Origin of the sequence: Bacillus shivajii (assembly GCF_020519665.1) — a bacterium.
GTDB lineage: Bacteria > Bacillota > Bacilli > Bacillales > Salisediminibacteriaceae > Bacillus_CA > Bacillus_CA shivajii.
On sequence record NZ_CP084703.1, the window covers coordinates 2,956,719 to 2,975,177 of the forward strand.

23 protein-coding genes are annotated in these 18,459 nt (G+C 36.5%); 11 read left to right on the forward strand and 12 right to left on the reverse strand.

Annotated features, from left to right (window positions below):
- Nucleotides 1-80: 80 nt before the first annotated feature.
- From LGQ02_RS14400 to LGQ02_RS14410, 3 genes are all read right to left on the reverse strand, one after another.
- The gene (locus LGQ02_RS14400) at nucleotides 81-869 is read right to left on the reverse strand and encodes an STAS domain-containing protein (protein ID WP_226515049.1); all 789 of its coding nucleotides are present in this window, start codon (nucleotides 867-869) and stop codon (nucleotides 81-83) included.
- Nucleotides 870-961: 92 nt separating this feature from the next.
- Nucleotides 962-1,543: an NAD(P)H-dependent oxidoreductase gene (locus LGQ02_RS14405; RefSeq protein WP_226515050.1), complete on the reverse strand. Its 582-nt coding sequence runs from the start codon at nucleotides 1,541-1,543 to the stop codon at nucleotides 962-964.
- Between the two features lie 104 nt (nucleotides 1,544-1,647).
- Complete coding sequence (locus tag LGQ02_RS14410; RefSeq protein ID WP_226515051.1) at nucleotides 1,648-2,070, reverse strand: FixH family protein; 423 nt, start codon at nucleotides 2,068-2,070, stop codon at nucleotides 1,648-1,650.
- Nucleotides 2,071-2,156: 86 nt separating this feature from the next.
- Between LGQ02_RS14410 and LGQ02_RS14415 the strand changes: the two genes are divergently transcribed.
- Complete coding sequence (locus tag LGQ02_RS14415) at nucleotides 2,157-2,678, forward strand: TlpA family protein disulfide reductase (RefSeq protein WP_226515052.1); 522 nt, start codon at nucleotides 2,157-2,159, stop codon at nucleotides 2,676-2,678.
- A complete protein-coding gene (locus tag LGQ02_RS14420; protein ID WP_226515053.1) occupies nucleotides 2,675-3,364 on the forward strand; it encodes a cytochrome c biogenesis CcdA family protein in 690 nt (229 codons plus the stop codon). The genes LGQ02_RS14415 and LGQ02_RS14420 overlap by 4 nt, the downstream gene beginning before the upstream one ends.
- A gap of 1,156 nt (nucleotides 3,365-4,520) precedes the next feature.
- Here the strand turns inward: LGQ02_RS14420 and LGQ02_RS14425 are convergent.
- Nucleotides 4,521-5,399 carry a phosphatase PAP2 family protein gene (locus LGQ02_RS14425; protein ID WP_226515054.1) on the reverse strand — a complete coding sequence of 293 codons (879 nt, stop codon included), beginning with the start codon at nucleotides 5,397-5,399 and terminating at the stop codon, nucleotides 4,521-4,523.
- Between the two features lie 390 nt (nucleotides 5,400-5,789).
- Here LGQ02_RS14425 and LGQ02_RS14430 point away from each other — a divergent pair, with 390 nt between their 5' ends.
- Nucleotides 5,790-6,242 (forward strand): PCYCGC motif-containing (lipo)protein, encoded by a 453-nt coding sequence (locus LGQ02_RS14430; RefSeq protein ID WP_319003541.1) that lies wholly within the window; start codon nucleotides 5,790-5,792, stop codon nucleotides 6,240-6,242.
- A 64-nt stretch (nucleotides 6,243-6,306) separates the two neighbouring features.
- Here the strand turns inward: LGQ02_RS14430 and LGQ02_RS14435 are convergent, their stop codons facing one another.
- The gene (locus LGQ02_RS14435; RefSeq protein ID WP_226515055.1) at nucleotides 6,307-7,359 is read right to left on the reverse strand and encodes an EAL domain-containing protein; all 1,053 of its coding nucleotides are present in this window, start codon (nucleotides 7,357-7,359) and stop codon (nucleotides 6,307-6,309) included.
- Between the two features lie 799 nt (nucleotides 7,360-8,158).
- Here LGQ02_RS14435 and LGQ02_RS14440 point away from each other — a divergent pair.
- Nucleotides 8,159-8,446 carry a 4a-hydroxytetrahydrobiopterin dehydratase gene (locus LGQ02_RS14440; RefSeq protein ID WP_226515056.1) on the forward strand — a complete coding sequence of 96 codons (288 nt, stop codon included), beginning with the start codon at nucleotides 8,159-8,161 and terminating at the stop codon, nucleotides 8,444-8,446.
- A gap of 61 nt (nucleotides 8,447-8,507) precedes the next feature.
- Here the strand turns inward: LGQ02_RS14440 and LGQ02_RS14445 are convergent, their stop codons facing one another.
- Nucleotides 8,508-9,251 carry a DUF2087 domain-containing protein gene (locus LGQ02_RS14445; RefSeq protein WP_226515057.1) on the reverse strand — a complete coding sequence of 248 codons (744 nt, stop codon included), beginning with the start codon at nucleotides 9,249-9,251 and terminating at the stop codon, nucleotides 8,508-8,510.
- Between the two features lie 175 nt (nucleotides 9,252-9,426).
- Here LGQ02_RS14445 and LGQ02_RS14450 point away from each other — a divergent pair, with 175 nt between their 5' ends.
- A complete protein-coding gene (locus LGQ02_RS14450) occupies nucleotides 9,427-9,936 on the forward strand; it encodes a DUF5673 domain-containing protein (RefSeq protein ID WP_226515058.1) in 510 nt (169 codons plus the stop codon).
- A 71-nt stretch (nucleotides 9,937-10,007) separates the two neighbouring features.
- Here LGQ02_RS14450 and arsC read toward each other — a convergent pair whose 3' ends face one another.
- From arsC to LGQ02_RS14465, 3 genes are all read right to left on the reverse strand, one after another.
- A complete protein-coding gene (arsC, locus tag LGQ02_RS14455) occupies nucleotides 10,008-10,430 on the reverse strand; it encodes an arsenate reductase (thioredoxin) (protein ID WP_226518328.1) in 423 nt (140 codons plus the stop codon).
- A 92-nt stretch (nucleotides 10,431-10,522) separates the two neighbouring features.
- Entirely contained in the window at nucleotides 10,523-10,864 is a 342-nt protein-coding gene (locus LGQ02_RS14460; protein ID WP_226515059.1) for an ArsR/SmtB family transcription factor, read from the reverse strand.
- A 9-nt stretch (nucleotides 10,865-10,873) separates the two neighbouring features.
- Nucleotides 10,874-11,506, reverse strand: coding sequence for a pyroglutamyl-peptidase I (locus LGQ02_RS14465; RefSeq protein WP_226515060.1), 633 nt, complete (start codon nucleotides 11,504-11,506; stop codon nucleotides 10,874-10,876).
- A 180-nt stretch (nucleotides 11,507-11,686) separates the two neighbouring features.
- On the opposite strand from LGQ02_RS14465, the gene LGQ02_RS14470 reads away from it, so the two are divergent.
- The 5 genes from LGQ02_RS14470 (at nucleotide 11,687) to LGQ02_RS14490 (ending at nucleotide 14,314) form a co-directional block, all read left to right on the forward strand.
- On the forward strand, nucleotides 11,687-11,902 hold the full coding sequence (locus tag LGQ02_RS14470) for a DUF1659 domain-containing protein (protein ID WP_226515061.1): 216 nt from the start codon (nucleotides 11,687-11,689) through the stop codon (nucleotides 11,900-11,902).
- Nucleotides 11,903-11,933: 31 nt separating this feature from the next.
- Complete coding sequence (locus LGQ02_RS14475) at nucleotides 11,934-12,152, forward strand: DUF2922 domain-containing protein (protein WP_226515062.1); 219 nt, start codon at nucleotides 11,934-11,936, stop codon at nucleotides 12,150-12,152.
- A gap of 643 nt (nucleotides 12,153-12,795) precedes the next feature.
- On the forward strand, nucleotides 12,796-12,966 hold the full coding sequence (locus tag LGQ02_RS14480; RefSeq protein ID WP_226515063.1) for a YvrJ family protein: 171 nt from the start codon (nucleotides 12,796-12,798) through the stop codon (nucleotides 12,964-12,966).
- Nucleotides 12,967-13,233: 267 nt separating this feature from the next.
- On the forward strand, nucleotides 13,234-13,950 hold the full coding sequence (locus tag LGQ02_RS14485; RefSeq protein WP_226515064.1) for a Crp/Fnr family transcriptional regulator: 717 nt from the start codon (nucleotides 13,234-13,236) through the stop codon (nucleotides 13,948-13,950).
- A gap of 145 nt (nucleotides 13,951-14,095) precedes the next feature.
- Nucleotides 14,096-14,314, forward strand: a complete 219-nt coding sequence (locus LGQ02_RS14490) for a hypothetical protein (protein ID WP_226515065.1) — start codon at nucleotides 14,096-14,098, stop codon at nucleotides 14,312-14,314.
- Here LGQ02_RS14490 and LGQ02_RS14495 read toward each other — a convergent pair.
- The 3 genes from LGQ02_RS14495 to LGQ02_RS14505 all read right to left on the reverse strand — a co-directional run bounded on the left by LGQ02_RS14495 (nucleotide 14,304) and on the right by LGQ02_RS14505 (nucleotide 17,219).
- Nucleotides 14,304-15,656 (reverse strand): DUF2254 domain-containing protein, encoded by a 1,353-nt coding sequence (locus LGQ02_RS14495; protein WP_226515066.1) that lies wholly within the window; start codon nucleotides 15,654-15,656, stop codon nucleotides 14,304-14,306. The genes LGQ02_RS14490 and LGQ02_RS14495 overlap by 11 nt on opposite strands.
- A 170-nt stretch (nucleotides 15,657-15,826) precedes the next feature.
- Entirely contained in the window at nucleotides 15,827-16,474 is a 648-nt protein-coding gene (gene trhA / locus LGQ02_RS14500) for a PAQR family membrane homeostasis protein TrhA (RefSeq protein ID WP_226515067.1), read from the reverse strand.
- Nucleotides 16,475-16,565: 91 nt separating this feature from the next.
- On the reverse strand, nucleotides 16,566-17,219 hold the full coding sequence (locus LGQ02_RS14505; RefSeq protein WP_226515068.1) for a synaptonemal complex protein 1: 654 nt from the start codon (nucleotides 17,217-17,219) through the stop codon (nucleotides 16,566-16,568).
- A gap of 395 nt (nucleotides 17,220-17,614) precedes the next feature.
- On the opposite strand from LGQ02_RS14505, the gene LGQ02_RS14510 reads away from it, so the two are divergent.
- A complete protein-coding gene (locus LGQ02_RS14510; protein ID WP_226515069.1) occupies nucleotides 17,615-17,884 on the forward strand; it encodes a hypothetical protein in 270 nt (89 codons plus the stop codon).
- Nucleotides 17,885-18,459 lie beyond the last annotated feature (575 nt).

Sequence of the window (18,459 nt, forward strand, 5' to 3'; positions counted from 1 at the left end):
TGTATTATGAAATTGATTCAATCTATGAACAAGTGCCTAAAAAAAGACCGAATTCTAATGTGAATTGGTCTTTCTGATTTTTATTCAGCTTTTTTCGCAATTTCAAGGCCTTCTTTATCCATAATATGAATGAGTGCTTGATTGTACTTAGGGAAAGATTTATTCGTCATTTTTATCCCGTGCTGTATAAATTTTTTTACGAGTTCAGATGAAAAACCTACAAAATACGTTTCAACACCTGTAACGGCGACCGTTTCGTTTATATTATAAAACTGGTCAATAATCGTATAATCATCGATTGCCGTTAAACTAGTCATATCAAAAATTAAATGATCAGTATCATTGTCTGCAGCTTCCCACAGCACTTTCTCTTTTAACATTTCAATTCTTCTTACATCATAGGTTCCTATTAATGGTACGAGTAACGTATTCTCAAGAATAGTCGGAAGAACCGGCGTCGATATTTCTTCGATAAGTTGTCGGTCTTTCTCACGCTTTTCATTTTCTTTTGTTACATCCCGCCAAAACAATAAATAGCCAACCTTTTCTCCTTGATAATTCCTCGCCTCATTTACTAATATATCTCCAACATATCCATCAAAAATATGAATATGTGCACTATGCGGTAGCTTTCCTGATTTCATAACATGACTAAACTTAGATTTTTCAGGATGAACATCTCTTAACGACGTTCCGATTAATTCATTAGGATCTTCGATGTTTAAATGATGTACAAATTTAAATATCAAACTTTTTGCTGCGTCATTCATCCACTGTAAGTTTAAATTTAAATCTGCAAGAAAAACATTATCTGATAGTGAATTTAAGACAGCGTATGTATCCGGGTGAAGTCGGTCCCAAGTATTCATATACATGACCACCTTTCAATAGCATTTTTTAATAGATTGCATATAAAAAGTTAATCTATCTATTTTACTACATCGAATCATGAGTTCATTATTTAACCCTTTGTATTTACAAATTCTACGACCTCTTTTAGCATCTTCGAACGTTCTTTATTCGTTGCTTCGATCACGTTGCCAAAATGTAAAATACCATCTAGCTCGAGGCCACAAAATTTGAAAATACTTTTATCGATGAGATTTACCATTTGATCATACAAACCTGATTGATGTAATTCTCCCTCAGGTGTTCCAGAAGTAAAGATCATCCGGACTTTTTTTCCAGTTAAAAGTGGGATTGGTTTTTCGTTGATTAAACGGTAGGCAAAGTCGTAAGAGAAAACACGGTCAACATAACCTTTTCCAATTGCAGGGAATCCTCCCCACCAAAGTGGAAAAAGAAATGTAATAATATCTGCATCAATAATGAACTTCTGTTCATCGACGACGTCTTTTTTGTTGATTCCTTGTAAAGACTCTTCATATTCAGATTTCAGCAACACTGGTGGAAATGATTGTTCAGTTAAGTTACGTACATTCACCTGTTTTCCTGCTTTTTGCAATGCTTTGGTATATTCAGAAAGAATCGCACCATTAAAACTGTCTCTCGATGGATGCATATAGATGACAAGGTGATTCATTTACATAACCTCCAGTTATTTTACTTCTTTTCATTATGAGCGAAGGCATAAATTGTTGTAAAGGAAAACAACCTCAATCATTTGAGGTTGCTTCAACTTACTTCTTAGTTATCTGCATTGTATCCTTTCATGAAATCCATCACCATTTCTCCTTCACCATTAATCAAGAATCGTTCTGTTTTTTCCTCATCTCCGATTTTCACCGTAACTTCAGCGTACCATTCCCCTTCCATTGCTAATGGAAGGTCTAGTTGATAATGCCCTTTTTCCGTTTCAACCATCGTTCCTTCCATTGGGTGATTCATTCGTTCCATGTTCATATATAAATATACGTCTTCTACTGAAATAGGTTCTTCTTCACCTGTAAGTAAAGCGACTTCATACGTATGAAATTCCCCTGTTCGATAAGTGCTTCCTTCATTGAAGAAGTTTATTTCTAAGTTATCTAACTCAGAATTCACATTACAACCAGATATAAGCAACATAACCACTATGGTAAATGTCACTAAATTGACGCTTTTATACACGATTCTCCCCCCTTATGTTCGATAAAATATTAGTAGAAAAATAAAACAATATACTCTATCATCAACTTGTTTTGGGGGAGAAGTCAATGAACAAAATAGGAATATTGTTAATCTCTTTTATTCTAATTGGAATGGGGTACACAGCCTTTTCATTTTTTTCCGGGGATGGCGAAGGTGACCTTAGTGTTATTCAACGTATTCACGCAGAAGAGCCTATCGAGCTCGACCAGTATATTGGTCAGAAAAAGACGATCCTACAATTTGTCGCAGTACCATGTGAATGTTGTAGCTACTCAATGCCATTTATTCAAGAATTTATTAGAAATCAAGATGAAATCGAAGTGATCACCGTAGTGTTTTTTGGAAGAGAAAGAGAAATAAAAGATAAATTTTTAAATGAGTATGAAGCAACCCACGAATGGGGTGTTGACCTTGATCGCCACCTTGCAAATCATTACGAAGTTAGTGTTTCACCTACTTACGTATTTTTCGATGAAGAAGGTAATAATTTAGGTACACACCCGTATATCATCGCAACGAGCGAAGAGTTACAAGAACGTTATGAAGATGCTTATGATAACTTCCACGGAGAAGAGGGGGAGTCATGAGTATATGGTTCGCTTTTACAGCTGGCTTCCTATCATTTGCATCAGCCTGCGTTTTACCACTCATTCCTAGTTATATTGCTGTGATAACTGGCTTATCAGTTACTGAGCTCGAAAGTAACCGTGTAGAGCGGTTTAAAATTATGCCTAGAACAATTGCTTTTATCATAGGATTAATTATACCGTTAATGTTAATTGGAATGGGAGCAACAGTGGTCGGTGACTTATTTACCCCTGCTACTGCGACGTTTTTATCACAATTTTTTGGGTTTATCGTTATTGTTTTTGGATTGCATTTGCTTGGCCTATTGAAATTTCAAGTGTTTCAAAAAGACATTCGTTTTCATCGACTCTTTCAGAAAAAAGGTGGAGTAATAAGCGTTGGGTTAATTGGAATGGCTTTTGGATTTGGTTGGACTCCTTGTATCGGCCCTATGCTAAGCACGATTTTAATATTAGCTGCTGATTCTAGCACTGTCTGGCAAGGTGCAGGTTTATTAGCAGTTTATGGGCTTGGATTAGGTATTCCGTTTCTACTCATCGCTCTTGTGAGCTCTTCTAGTCTTAAAGTGTTAAAGTTTCTTCAGCGTCATGTACGTGTTCTATCAATTATTAGCGGAATCTTACTCGTTCTCTTTGGTATTTTACTAGTTACCGGTAACATGGCTTATATTACGCCTTCATTGTAACCGAATAAAGAACGAAGTGTTACACGAGCCGATGTCGCACTTGTACTTTGAGGTGAAAGCTTCCGCCATAAGTGGTTCAGGTGAATCAATTTCATAATTCCGTTTTTTGCGCAGTGAAACGAATGATATTTTAAATTTATCATTAAATGTACGTTTTATTTGTACTATCAGAATTTATAAATTTATGGTCGATAGAATAAGTGCTCCTGCGGTTACTCGTCGCAGATCGGTGTTAATTCGACGAAGCTGTTGCTTTGTGCTCCTGCGGTTACTCGTCGCAGATCGGTGTTAATTCGACGAAGCTGTTGCTTTGTGCTCCTGCGGTTACTCGTCGCAGATCGGTGTTAATTCGACGAAGCTGTTGCTTTGTGCTCCTGCGATTACTCGTCGCAGCTCGGAGTAATGTCGATGAAGCCGTTGCTTTGTGCTCCTGCGCCGCTACGCTTGCTCGTCACAGCTCGGAGTTTATTCTTGGAGGTATTGCTCGGTGCTCCTGCGGTTACTCGTCGCAACTCGACGTTTAATCATAGGAGTTGAGCTTGTGGCAACTAAGGCTTACTTCCACAGGAGGTGGTGGCTTCGGTGTTGATCACAGGACGTGATCGACTTTAGCCGAAGTTCCTTATTAAGACTTGTACTAAAGCATAAGAGCTTCTATGTAAGCACACTTCGCTTACGAAGAATCTCTTTAACGAAAAGCCAAGTTTTGTTTACACGTTAAGACTATAAAATTTTAGCGAAGAAGATATTCGACGTAGTGAAAATTTTTATGTGTATAGTTATGTTCACCGGCTAAATACCCGATATCCTGTCGGAACGCCGGTGTTAGCACGTCCTGTGCGTTACAACTACGCCTTTGTCTTCGCCTTAAAGGCTCGCCAATCGGCGAGTTTTCTTTAGAAGTGAACGTAACTAAAGACGGCGACTCCCAGAGGATCAGCGCAGTCTGAAGATCCACTTAGGTGAAGAGTAATCGAGCCTAAGTTAGCTGAAGATAAGCCCTCGGGAAAGCGTCCGTCTGAAGTGAAGTTCACGCACATCATTCGGAATTTGGCATCATATTTTGAGTTATGAAATTAATGCAAGTAAGTAAATTAAAATTGACATAAGCAAAAGAGGCTGTCTTTCGGGGCAGCCTCTTCATTTAAAAGAACACTTATTTGTTTTGTGGGTATATCTTTAATTTTACAAAGACAATTGGTGCAAGTAGGATTCCCCAAAGCCCCATAATCGCATACCTTAATGCATCAAAAAACGCAGTCTCAGGAAAAGGTCCTTTCAAACCAGCTTGAAGAGCAAAGATCCCTGCTAAACCAACTGCATATGCTATAAATCGTTTCCCCCAAGATGCTGGCAGACCCATTTTTAAATACCTTCCCTCTAGTAAATACCCTACTCCTGCTCCAAGTAAAAAGCCTGCATATTTAAATCCTTCTGGGTCAGCAAATAACGTCATCAAAATCATTGGAATTACAATTGCTAATGTCATTTTTATTGAAAAGGAAAGCTCAACTATTTTTCTCGTCAAATGGTGAGCAATGAAAATAATCACAGCTGCTAAGGCGACACCAACCACAACATCTGTTGGCCAATGAACACCAGTATATAGACGAGCAACTGAAATGAGCCCAACTAAAATACCGAGTGCCACCCAAACATTTTTTCTATTTACTTCGTATGCAATAAATCCCCACAAAGTTGCTGACCCTTGGGCATGTCCACTCGGAAAACTATCATGTGGATAACGTGTTCCTACTTCCGCTGAGTCGACATATAAAGAATGAACACCTTCTATCCCAATTGGTCTTGTGATAGCTGTAACTACTTTAAGCCACGCATTCAAATAAACTGAAAGTAAAAATATGTATAATAGCCGGATACCAAAAGGTTTTGAAACACACCAATATACAAACGGTAGAATAATAAAATAAAATTCTTCATTCCCTAAAAATGTTAGAAACCATGCAAAGTAATCAATAAAAGGTTGATGAAGTGACGTAATAAATCGTAAAATTTCTGTTTCTAATTCTCTCAAATAGAACGACTCCTCTCTCTAGTTGATAGTTTTTATCATTTCTATATTATACTTCTATTTCCACTAATTTGTATAATGATCTGGTGTTTTTTTCATTTTACGAAACTTAATAGAGTAGACCAACCTAGCTAACTCGAATGGATGTCGCAGTTGTGCCTAGAGGTAAAAGTGAAGAAACAGATGCTTCCAAATTAAGAATATATTTATTTTCAAGGTACCATGTTTAAAATGTACTTGGTAGATTGCCAACTAGTACCCCTTCCCACTGACATCTATGAAAAAGTGAGCAATTCGTGAATTTTCAACGTGGAACACCCTTTGTTTCTCACATTTCATTATAATAAAGTAGATAGTCCAAGTGATCATTAAAGAGGTGACGTTTGAATGAAAATGAAACGCTTAACATGGTGGGGAGTACTCATTGCTGCCCTATTCGTAATTGTCGGATGCAACGGTGACAATGAGGGATCTGCAGACGATGATTACAATTTCCCAGACTTTGTTACAGAAGCAACATTCCCAGGTGCTATCGAAGCCTATGAATATGCTGTTCATCATGGAGATTATTTAGAATATATTCCATGTTATTGTAATTGTTATATTGAACCTTTTAACCATCAAAATGTAAAAGATTGTTTTATCAATAATGTTGAATCAACTGAACAGAATATCGTTTACGATCCACATGGCGCAGGCTGAGGAATCTGTATAGAGATTGCACTGGATGTGCAACGAATGAAGGATGACGATAAGCCATTAACAGAAATTCGGCAGTATATCGACGATGAATATTCCATTTATGCTGATCCAACTCCTACACCATATCCTCCCGAAGGAATGTAATGTAACGAAATGATACCTCCCACAACATAACCCCACAATAAATTCCGCGAAAAAGAGGTTGTGCCTACATCGGCTCAACCTCTTTTTGTGGTGTTTTTATAGGTTTACCAAACAAGTATCCTTGCCCATAATCAACATAACTCTTGATCGCTGTCCATTCTTCATCCGTTTCAACACCCTCAGCAATAATATCTACTCCTAATTTGCGAGTGATTTCATGAAGTTTTTCTAACTGTTTACGTTCCAGCGTATTATTGTGGCAGTTACGTATAATATGGCGGTCAACCTTCACGTAATCAGGCTTTAATTCTTTTATTCGTTCAATTGAAGAAAAGCTAGTACCTACATCATCTAACGCAACTTTTATACCGTGCTTTTTAAATTCACCAAAGATATTTTGTAAATGGTCTATATTTAAGATACGTTCTGCTTCAACTACTTCAAATACTAAGTCGCTCGGTTCAAGGTCATAATCTTCTACAGCTTGTAATGTGCTTTTTAAACATTCTTTTGGTTCGTGAATTGATGATGCGACAAAGTTAATAAATATCTTTTTCCCTCTATCAACCATTTGCGCTCCTGTTCGAATCGAATGGATTCGAGCTTGGCGATCAAGGTTAGCTTGTAGTCCTGCGTGATGAGCGAATGTAAATAGTTCACTAGGAGAAAACATGTATAATTTGCTCTGGGGGCGTATGAAAAACTCATATCCATAAACATTTTTTGTACCAGCTTTGACGATAGGTTGCATCTTTAATTGAAACAACCGATCTTCTATTATTCGTAAAAATTTCGGATTCATCACTCGTAATGTTAAATGTGCAAAAGGAATATATTGCTGACCAAAAATATCTTGCTCACATTCACATATACATGCTTTCATTTTGTTAATCTCTTCATCATCAAGAGATGACTGTATCATACTTATTGCCCGTTCAAGAGAGTCCCAGTCAGAGAAATAGGCTGATACTACTTTATTTGAACGTTTCACATTTAAATGACAAATGTGAAGCATATCGATCACTTTCCTATTTATTTCCGTACTTTCAACATTCATTTTTAAGTAGCCTTCTGGAATCATTGGGGTTGATGTTGTGTATAAATCACTCCGATGCATAACTTCACCTGCTTTCTAAGCTTAAAACTTTTATACCCTAAAATGAAGTTAATAAAAACAATTATAGTCCATATGACTCACCTTTGATTTTTTCATTATATACAATACAGGACTTACAGTCCATGAAAAATCAACTGATAAAAGAAAAATATTATTAGATCATTATTCTTTATAACTAAATTGTTCCAATGCGGTTGTACCGAGGTTCACCTATACATACACTATTTGTAAAAAGGTAACTATGTATACTTTGAATGATTAAATCATTGATTAAAAGGGTTCTAACAACAAGAGCACTCTTTTTTTACTATTTCCTTACATTTGTTAGATTTTTTTTAATATTTATTTTATTAATTTCATAACTCAAAATAAGATGCAAAATTCCGAATGATGAACGTGAACTCCACTTCAGACGGACGCTTTCCCGAGGGCTTGTCTTCAGCTAACTTAGGTTCGACAACTCTTCGCCTAAGTGGATCTTCAGCTCGTTGCTCCTGCGCCACTACGCTTGCTCGTCGCAGGTAAACAGTGCTCCTGCGGTTACTCGTCGCAGATAAACAGTGTTCCTGCGATTACTCGTCACAGATAAACAGTGCTCCTGCGATTACTCGTCGCAGCTCGGAGCAGTTCGAAGAAGTATTGCTCGTCGCTGATCGTCCGGGAGTCGCCGCCTTTTGTTACGTTCACTTCCAGATAAAACGTACATTTAATGAAAAATTTGTAATATCATTCGTTTCATTGCGCAAAAAACGTAGTTATGAAATTAATTCTATTAATAGTTTAAGGAGGAGAAATTTTTATGATATTGACAGAAGATCAAGTTCAGGCAAGTTTATCTGATTCTAAAGGTTGGGTACTAGAAAATGACACATGGATGAAAAAAGAGTTTCGATTCCCAACTTTTTATAAAGCGATGCAGTTTGTCAATGAGATCGCTAAATTAGCTGAAGACAGACAACATCACCCTTACCTAACCATTGACCATACACAAGTACTTGTAAAACTGAGCACATTAGACGCTGGAGGATTAACACAAAAAGACTTTGAATCCGCTCATGCATATGATCTTACATATGAGAAATACTGATGTAGGCTTTCATAAAAAAACTACGACTTTTTTATTCGGTCGTAGTTTTTCTTATCCTTTTCTATGTTAACCAATAAGCTGAACCGTCTTTATGGCGGGCTACAAAACCATATTCTATAAAATATCGTCTTATTGTAACAAAATCATCATAGTATTTCTTTATGATATCATTAATGTCTCTTTCCGAATATTCCCGATCTGTTTCAAGTTTAGAAGCTAAATATTTTAAAATGACGATTTTGCGTTTTTCTTTAGCAGGAAACTGCTTTATTTTCCCAGTGCGATCATCAATATATGTGTTCATAATTTTTTGTTCTTCTTCTTCTGAAAGTGCCCAGCGATCATCAACCATTGTTGCCTCCTTATGAATATCGACGAATGACTCCGTGTCATTACCTTTCTCTATTAACTCCATCATTGCTAAAAATACTTTTGCTTGCTTTGCCTTTTCCCTCAGCTTAAAACGGTGTTGACGGACTGTTGAAGAACTATTAATCTTCATCTCTTTTGCAATCTCATCATCTTTCTTTTCATTATAAAGGGCTTGTAAAATATGTTTTTGTTGATCATTAAGCCCAGAATGACGTTTGTCCAACTGAAGTAATGGGTTTAGGGGAGAACCGTGTTCAGAAATAATGTGTTCTTTCATTTCACGATTAGCGTCAAAGAAATTCCCTTCCCTTTGATAAATAACTCCTTGCTTCGTAATGTAATCACAATGAATACATTGAAAAGACTCTGTGTCCTCTTCAATATAAAATCCTGCTTTTAATTCGTTTAAAGACCTAGTAAAGATCTCACTCATTTAACCACCGCCTTTATATAAACAATATAACATAACGTTTATAAATATAAAAACAATATATATAGTCGTTTGTATAAATAGTAGTTATTTTATCGTACGATCGTGTGTGGTAAAATAAACGTTGACTGTAAACGGCTTCATCATTTTTTTATAATACTATTGGAGGTAATTGAGCATGCAATGGCTTTATTTATTTTTCGCAACAATCTTAGGTGTTGTTTCTCTATATCATCTATTTACTCACCAAAGAAGAAAAAACACGAATGATTATGTTTTATTTAACTTGAAGGACTCAAAGAAAATCTCTACCTCATCAACTCTATATAAATTTTCAGTGATTTTTGCTTATACTGTTTTGTTTGTAAATGTCTTCTTCTATGTCGAAATATTTCAAAGCTTCGAACGAGCGACCATTCTTTTTATGATCGTATTTGTTCTTGGAACAACTGTATTAATTACTTTGGACAAAACGTTTGAAGTTCGTGGCCAAGCGTTAGTTTTTGCTGGGTATCACGTACAATGGGGAAAGATCCGCTCATTAAAATGGGGGAAGAAAGGTAGTAAACGTACGAAGTTGATTATGGAGCTAGATAAAGGAACAAAAATTAAAACGTCAATTGCAAATGAAGAAACAGACGAAGTCGAAGAACTCTTGTCAAACTATACATATTTTGAAAAAAAATGATATATTCTCAATACAAAAATGGATTGTCCTAACAGTATCCCTACTTTTAAGACAATCCATTTTTATTTATACTATTTACCTGTCTCACTAAACGTGCGAATACGTTCACCTATTTCATCACGTACGCGTTGAAAAACATTCCACTTTGCCTCGTCCAAACCTTCAGCTTTTGCTGGGTCTTCAAAGCCCCAATGAACACGTTTTTTATCTTTTGGCGTTGCAGGACAAACGTCATTAGCATGTCCACACAGTGTTACAACCAAATCTGCTTTTTCCAAAATACTAGAATCAATTGTATCTGATGTTTGTTCTGTGATATCGATGTCGACTTCTTCCATTGCTTTTACAGCATTCGGATTTACGCCATGTGCTTCAATTCCTGCAGAATAAACATCCCATTTTTCACCTAAATAATGTTTTCCCCATGCTTCTGCCATTTGGCTTCGACATGAATTACCAGTGCATAAAAAATATATAATTGGTTTGTTCATTATGTTCCTCCTATATTAAATAAATGCATAAGCATATATTTATATCTTAACATAATGAATCATTTCTTATCAAAAAATATATTGTAAAGGTTTTGTTAACAACAGACGCGCTTCCCACTCTTTTGAAGTTCGTCTAAAAGAGTTTGTGCATCGGTTACTTCACTTATAATCGCATCTACAAGTTTGAATGACGAATGGTTTTTGTTTATGGAATAAAAAACCCATTGACCTTTTCTCTTCTCTCGGACAAGGCCTTGATCTCTTAACTTTCGTAAATGTTGACTAACTGAAGGCTGACTAGTTTGAAAAATTTCAACGAACTCACAAACACATAATTCCTCAATGTGTAACAATGCCATCATCGTTAAACGAGTCTTATCACTCATAAGCTTCAAAACTGTTGAAGCTTCTCCATAATCTAGTTTTTCCTTTTTCATTTGACCGTTTCACCCTTCCATTTGTGAAAGCTTACCGACCACTTTTCGAATGGCTTCTTCTTGCGTATCTATGCTCATGCTCGGCAAATTAGTTTTGTCTATAACCATATCAGGGCTTGCTGGAACATGAATAAAACCGCCTACGACTGGTAGATTGTGACGTTTAATGTGATGCATTAATCTATAAAGCGTATCGTTACAAATGTAAGTACCTGCTGAATTTGAGATTGTTGCTGGGATTTCATCGTTAATTAATGACCTCATTAGCTCCCTATTTGGTAATGTTGCAAATAATCCATCTGGACCGTTTGGATCGATCGGACGATCAACTGGACGATCTCCTGTATTATCTCCAGAAACCCCTGTTCCACCCGTGTCTCTAACATCTTGAACGTTTATTCCAATTCGTTCAAAGCTAATTGAAGAACGACCTACAGCAACTCCTAAACAAACGACTACATCTGGTTCATATTCTTTCATTTTCTCAATTAACTTATCCGCACATTCACCATATACAACTGGTAGTATAACCGTTTTTATTTCAGCATCGACTTTCCATGTATTGGCACGTTCAATAATTTCCATCGTCGGATTAGTATGTAAATCTCCAAATGGTTCAAAACCTGTTAGTAATACTTTCACCTCGATCACCTCACTTCTATTTTCACCTTCCCTACTTTGTTTTTCAAGCTTTTCCTTCCAAAAACTACACCCGTTTTTTCTTCTACAAACAGCACGTCAAAAAAATCACGAAAAAAATAAAATAAACACCTCCTTTTTTTAAAATTAGATGTATCTATTATAGTGAAAGGAGGTGAGACAATGAACAACGAAGCAATGAATACTCGTCTTTCCATTACATTTGTCACTGGTTATGATGATGATGGGCTTGAGATGTACCAAACAAGACATTTCAACAACATTCATCCCGCTAGCGAGAGTGAAGATTTGCTACAAGTTGCAAATGCTCTTGCTTCTTTACAACAACATCAGCTTGAAAAAATTGAACGCTTTAACACGTACGATCTTGCAGAATAATTGACTAAAAAAAGTTTAAGGAGTGGAATGTATGGCAAAAAGGTTAGAACTACGCTTCAATAATGAAGCCGGGCGAAATGTCACAATTGGTCTTGATGATCCTATAGAACCAGCTGACAGCGCAACAATTTCTGCTGTTATGGATGAAATCATCAATCATAACGTTTTTACTTCTTCCCAAGGTAGTCTCGTTGAAAAGAGAGGCGCTCGTATCGTCGAGAGAAATGTGGAAGAAATTGAACTTGATTAGCGTTTAACTGAGGTTGCAGGGGGCCACCCCCTAGCAACCTTTTTATATCATCATCTCATTGAATCAATTTTATAATTACGTTTTTTGCGCAATGGAACGAATGATTATATATATTTCATTAAATGTACGTTTTATTTGGTGAACGTAACAAAAGACGGCGACTCCCGGACGATCAGCGACGAGTAACCGCAGGAGCAACGAGCATTTGCTTCACCGAATATTCTTCGAGCTGCCTCGACGCATCCACTTCCAAGAAGAGCTTGAAGAGGAAGAGGCACGGAGTCTGCGACGAGTAACCGCAGGAGCACTCTTTACCTGCGACGAGCAAGCGTAGTGGCGCAGGAGCACTCTTTACCTGCGACGAGCAAGCGTAGTGGCGCAGGAGCACTCTTTACCTGCGACGAGCAAGCGTAGTGGCGCAGGAGCACTGTTTATCTGTGACGAGTAATCGCAGGAACAACGAGCTGAAGATCCACTTAGACAAAGAGTTGTCGAGCCTTAGTTAGCTGAAGACAAGCCCTCGGAAAAGCGTCCGTCTGAAGTGAAGTTCACACTCATCATTCGGAATTTCGCCTCATATTTTGAGTTATAAAATTGATTCCTTTAGCAATAAATTAAAATTTTATTAAATGGAGGTGTAATCATGGAATCATGGCTTATGATGATTAGCGACTACGGCTTTCCAATTGCGATCACCATTTACTTATTACATCGCATTGAAAAAAAGCTTGATCAAGTCGTTAATTCAATCAATCATTTAAGGTTCCCTGAACAAAACCAACCATATTCAATAAAAAACAATCGTATAAAATAAACTCTTCGCGACAACAACAAAGTCGTTATATTCTGTAGAACTAAGTTTTACTTCTACATGATGTGTTGAGACGTTGATCATACGGTGTGATCCAATTTTGCAAAAGTCCTTATTAAAAACTTAGCGATAAACGCGGTTTTATTTATCCTAACAATTGTAATAAAATGTTCTTCTTTTAACCATCGTCTGAATTCGTATTATGGTAAGGTAGAAATATACAGACAGCTGGGGGGGGAAAGCCAGTTTATAGGTTAGGGGGGGAACAAAATGGTACGTTCAATGCAACATACAAACGAATCAACTTTTTTTGGGAGTTTATCAAATATCGGAAAAACGCTGCTTCGATCGATCGGCACTCCTATAGAAGCAGAAAAAGGAAGCTATTTATTTAACGAAGGTGACAAACCTAAGCATATTTACCTTGTTGAAACCGGTAAAGTTCGTCTAAGCAAAACATATACAGATGGAAAAACATTTTTTTTACAACTGAAGAAAAAAGATGATGTAATTGGGGAATTAAGCCTATACAACATGTTAATACACCAATATAATGCCGAAGTGGTTCAAGAAGCGAGACTTCTTCGATTTAGACGAGAAGAAGTGGAGCAATTATTTATGAAGCATACTGAATTAGCAACGAAATATATGAAGTGGTTATCAACTGAAAATCAAACACTTCTTGCACAGTTTCGATGCCTTGTTTTTTGCGGTAAAGAAGGAGCTGTTTTCTCTGTTTTAATTCGTTTAAGTAATGAATACGGTAAAGATGTAGACAATGGCGTACTCATAAACAGAAAAATAACAAACCAAGAAATAGCGAATTACGTTGGTACTACAAGAGAAAGTATAAACCGCATTCTTAAAAGACTAATGAAAAACCATATATTATCTGTAAATACAAAGTATATTACAATCCATTCGATGGATTACTTAAAACAACACTTACGTTGCAGCCACTGTCCCTTTGAAGAATGTAGGATTTAACAGTGGTGCTAAAAAAGTGCAGGCACCTGGAATATCACTTCCAGGTGCCTGCACTTTTTTTAAAAACTATTTGTTCTATTTTTCTCTATTAAACATAGATTGGTAATATAAAGCTTGTCCAATCTAGAAAATGAGGTGGTTTATAATGGGAGCACACAAATGTCAAGTTGAAAGAAGTAATGAGATCACACTTCATCCGAATCAGACTACAAAACATACTAATACAGATGAAGAAATGATCATAGAAAGTATTGTTCAAAAGCTAGAAAAACTTACAAACGTGCTATTTAAGGTTACACTTGTTTTTGGTATTCCATACGTCTTATATTTAATCTTTGCTATGATCTTCCATATCAACGGGTAAGTGACCTTTTTTCCTCAGGAGCATGCACAGTTAAGCTAGAGAGTTCATCAATTTTTTCTTGTAATTTATCCAGATCACTCTCTAAAAAAGATTGTTGTTTGATTCCTTCAATGATCTGTTCAGTAAACGTCCATATATCTTCCTTTAACTCGCTCGATTTCTTTAAAAACGTGACGATATTTTTCAGACTATTTAATAGCGCTAATAAAACCATTACATCTTCTCTTCCGTAATGCCGAATTTCAGCAAAACATAACTCAATATAGTCTAAAAAGCTCATCGGAATTAATATGATTCGAAGTTGTCCATATTCATCCTCTATTGCCGAGTCATGTAACACTTTGTAACTTAAAAGTCGAAGCAAATTCCCTAAATGTTCAATACATTGCATGGCAGTATGCGGGTCATTTATTCCAGGGGATAATGAACGATTCCCAATTTCTACAAGTTTTATAATGCCAAATCTAACATCTTGTGCCGCTTCTCTTTCATCTCCTATAATAAGCGCTGATACATACTTCTTTTTTGCTGCACGTTCTGTTGATTTTTTAAATACAGTCATAATTGGAGATTGTTTAGAAACATACTCACCAATTTGCTTATGTATTTTAACAATCGCATCTTCAGATTTCGCCTGCTTCAACATCACCTTTGTATCTAACCATTGAATATACCCTGATTTCGGTGAAAATATTGGCGTTGCAACCATCTCATACAATTCTTCTTTTTCCCATTGATCCCACGGGTCATCATCATTTCCATCGTGATCTTTCATATATTTCTCCATCACATCTACCGTATTTTCATAAATATGCTGTATTAAATTTCGCACTTGGATCCATTTAGAAACGTGATGAACGAAAAACACGAAAAATCCGACGCATATAAACGCTACTACTACTGCAACCGCTGGTGATATAAATAAAAGTGGTTCAATCGTTTCATTATAAGGTGGAGCTTCTTTAACAAGTAACATTAGCGTCAATGAAAATAGAAAGCCACTAATAAAAACCCCTAAGATGCGCTTCGTATTTGTATCATTCATAAAGTTACGTAAAGTCCTTGCTGAAAATTGTGTGATGTATGTCGTCAACACAACAAGAATTGAAGAAAACGAAATTGATGTCATCGTTAAAACAGACGTAGCAATCGTACTAAATATATTTTGAGCTAATCCATGTTCTACAAAAAGAAACGGAGGCAATTGTTTTTTCAACTCTGGATTGTTCCACATAAAAATGTCAATCTTATGACTAAAGAATGCGAGAAGAATGGATAACACTCCATAGAGCATAGGAGTAAACCAGTAACTTGAGCGAACAAATAACCATAAACGAGTCAAACTTATCACCTTCCTTCTTTTTCTTTAGTATGAAAAAGACAGAAAAAAATATAAGTACTCATTTACTTAACCCAAGTACAAAGCTTATGTTCAGTTATACATTCGCCCATAAATTCATGGATTTGCAAATAAAAAAGACCAAAGACATGTTCCGTCTGTGGTCTTTCTATTTATTGAACAGGTAAAATATATAAAAGGATCGATAATAGGTGCGTTATACTTGCTGCTAAGACAAATAAATGCCATATTGCATGATGGTATTGAAACTTTCTCCAGATGTAAAAGACTGTTCCTACTGTGTAAAGAATACCACCTGTAACAAGTAGTACTACTCCTGGCATAGCTACCTTTGTCATAATCGGATCCATGACAAAAATGACCAGCCAACCCATCCCGATGTAAAAGAGTGTCGATAGAACAATAAACCGTTTGACAAAGAACACTTTAAAAATAATCCCGGCAATCGCTAACGTCCAAACAACCGATAGCAGCACCCAGCCAATCATTCCATCAACCACAATAACCATAATCGGTGTATACGTACCGGCAATGAATAAATAGATTGCTGAATGGTCTAATATCTCAAAGACAGATTTCACTTTTTCTTTTTGAAAACTGTGAAGCAAAGTGGAACAAACATACAATAAGACAAATGTTATTCCATAAATCGTAAAACTCACAATATGTCCAAGCGTACCGTGGATACTAGCAAATACAATTAATAGAACGAGTGCAGCAATACCTATTAGAGCTCCAATTCCATGTGTAATTGCATTTGCAATCTCTTCTTTTTTAGTAAAAGTATGCGTGTTGCCCAATCTAAAAAAACTCCTCTCAATCACCCTAACCAATTTCTACTACTTATGATATGTGCCTAATGATATTATGTTCATTGTACCATATCACTTATTAATTATACATGATTGAGGAAAGCTTCCATTCTCCGTCTTTAAGGTAAGTTAGCACCACTTCAAAATCGTAGTGCATACCCTTCCCCCCTGTTGTAAAAAACGTATATTCTAAAACGAATGTATCTACTTCAGGATCATACTCAAACTGGGTTTGTCTTACATAATTCACTTGGCTTAGATTTAATAAATGAAAAGTGTTAACCTCACCTTTATCATTTTCAACCTGGAGTACCTCATTTTCATTATTCACTTTAATGTTTTTCCCTACATATTCTTCTAATCTCATGTAATCTGCCTCATGCATCGCTTGAAAAATGTCTTTCGAACGCTCATCAAGCTCATTTCTCAATTGTTGTTCAGTATCTCTTAAGTTCTCAACTTGAATCACTTGCTGTTTATAAGTTAAGATATCGTCTTTTAATTTTGCATTTTCTTCCTTTATTTCTTTGCCCTGTTCTATCAATTGTTGATTTTTCTCACGTTCATGTTCTAATTGATTTACAAGCTTTTCATTCGTTGAAATTAACGTATCAATATCATAATCATGAAGGTTTTCATAATCTTCAAGATCACCGCTTGAGTTTTCATCAGAGCACGCTGCAATCATTAATATGAAGATCAAAGCAATTGGGAAATGCACCGTTTTCAACATAATAAACTCCTTTAGTTTATTTATCATTCATTCGTTCCCTTTCATCATACTTAAAATACAGTCTTGCAAAATTTTTATATTTATAAAAGCGAGTTTATTTTATCACTTTTTTCCATAACTTGAAAAGGGGGAAAAAATAAGTGTTTATGTCGGAATATGTACTCGGCGATTACCGAGCCTATAGGCATTGAAAGAAACGCAGCTAAACTTATATTATACACATCTGAATTTTCACTACGTCCGGTTTTACTACTTGAATCAATTTCACAACTCAAAATATGATGCGATATTCCGAATGATTAGTGTGAACTTCACTTCAGACGGGCGCTTTCCCGAGGGCTTGTCTTTAGCTAACTTAGGCTCGACAACTCTCGTCTAAGTGGATCTTCAGCTCGTTGCTCCTGCGGTTACTCGTCGCAGATAAACAGTGTTCCTGCGATTACTCGTCACAGATAAACAGTGCTCCTGCGGTTACTCGTCGCAGCTCGAAGCAGTTCGAAGAAGTATTGCTCGTCGTTGCTCCTGCGGTTACTCGTCGCAGCTCGAAGCAGTTCGAAGAAGTATTGCTCGTCGCTGATCCTCCGAGAGTCGCCGTCTTTTGTAAAGTTCACTTTCAAATAAAACGTACATTTTTGACCTTGTTACTATGGGTTATAACAGAATGAAACTGGCAAGCACACGATTCACTCAGCAATTGAATACGAATGTAGCAGCTTAAAATAAAAACTGCTTTATAAAAGATTGTTTCTTTAAATACAAATGAACAGGATAATAGAGTCTAGAAGCAGTAGAAATACACGTAGACTCATGCGGGAAGAGCGCGAGCTGAAGATCCACTGTGGAAAGAGATAGTTTTCTTTCCACAGTTAGCTGAAGCCGTGCCCGCGGAAAGCGAAGTGTATTTCAACTGCGATCCAAATAAAAATGCAAATTTTTAAAATGTAACTGAAACAAATTCTGAAGCCGTCATCAATTTTTAAAAGATGCATTATGAAATTGGCTCACTTAGCTAAAATTATATAAATTCTTAAAGTAAAGGCTGTGTTAAAGTCATTGCAGGTGGATGCTTGCACTTCTTCTAGTCACAAGTGCGACATCCGTTCATGCTCCGCTTTTCTTGCATTCACGGTGTCTTCTTTCCCCTGGGCACGACCTTAACTTCTCTGAACTCGTCAATACTGGTTCAGAGTGATTTTCGGTTCGCGTTATTCCCTCAGACATCACCACCTTCACTCCTCAA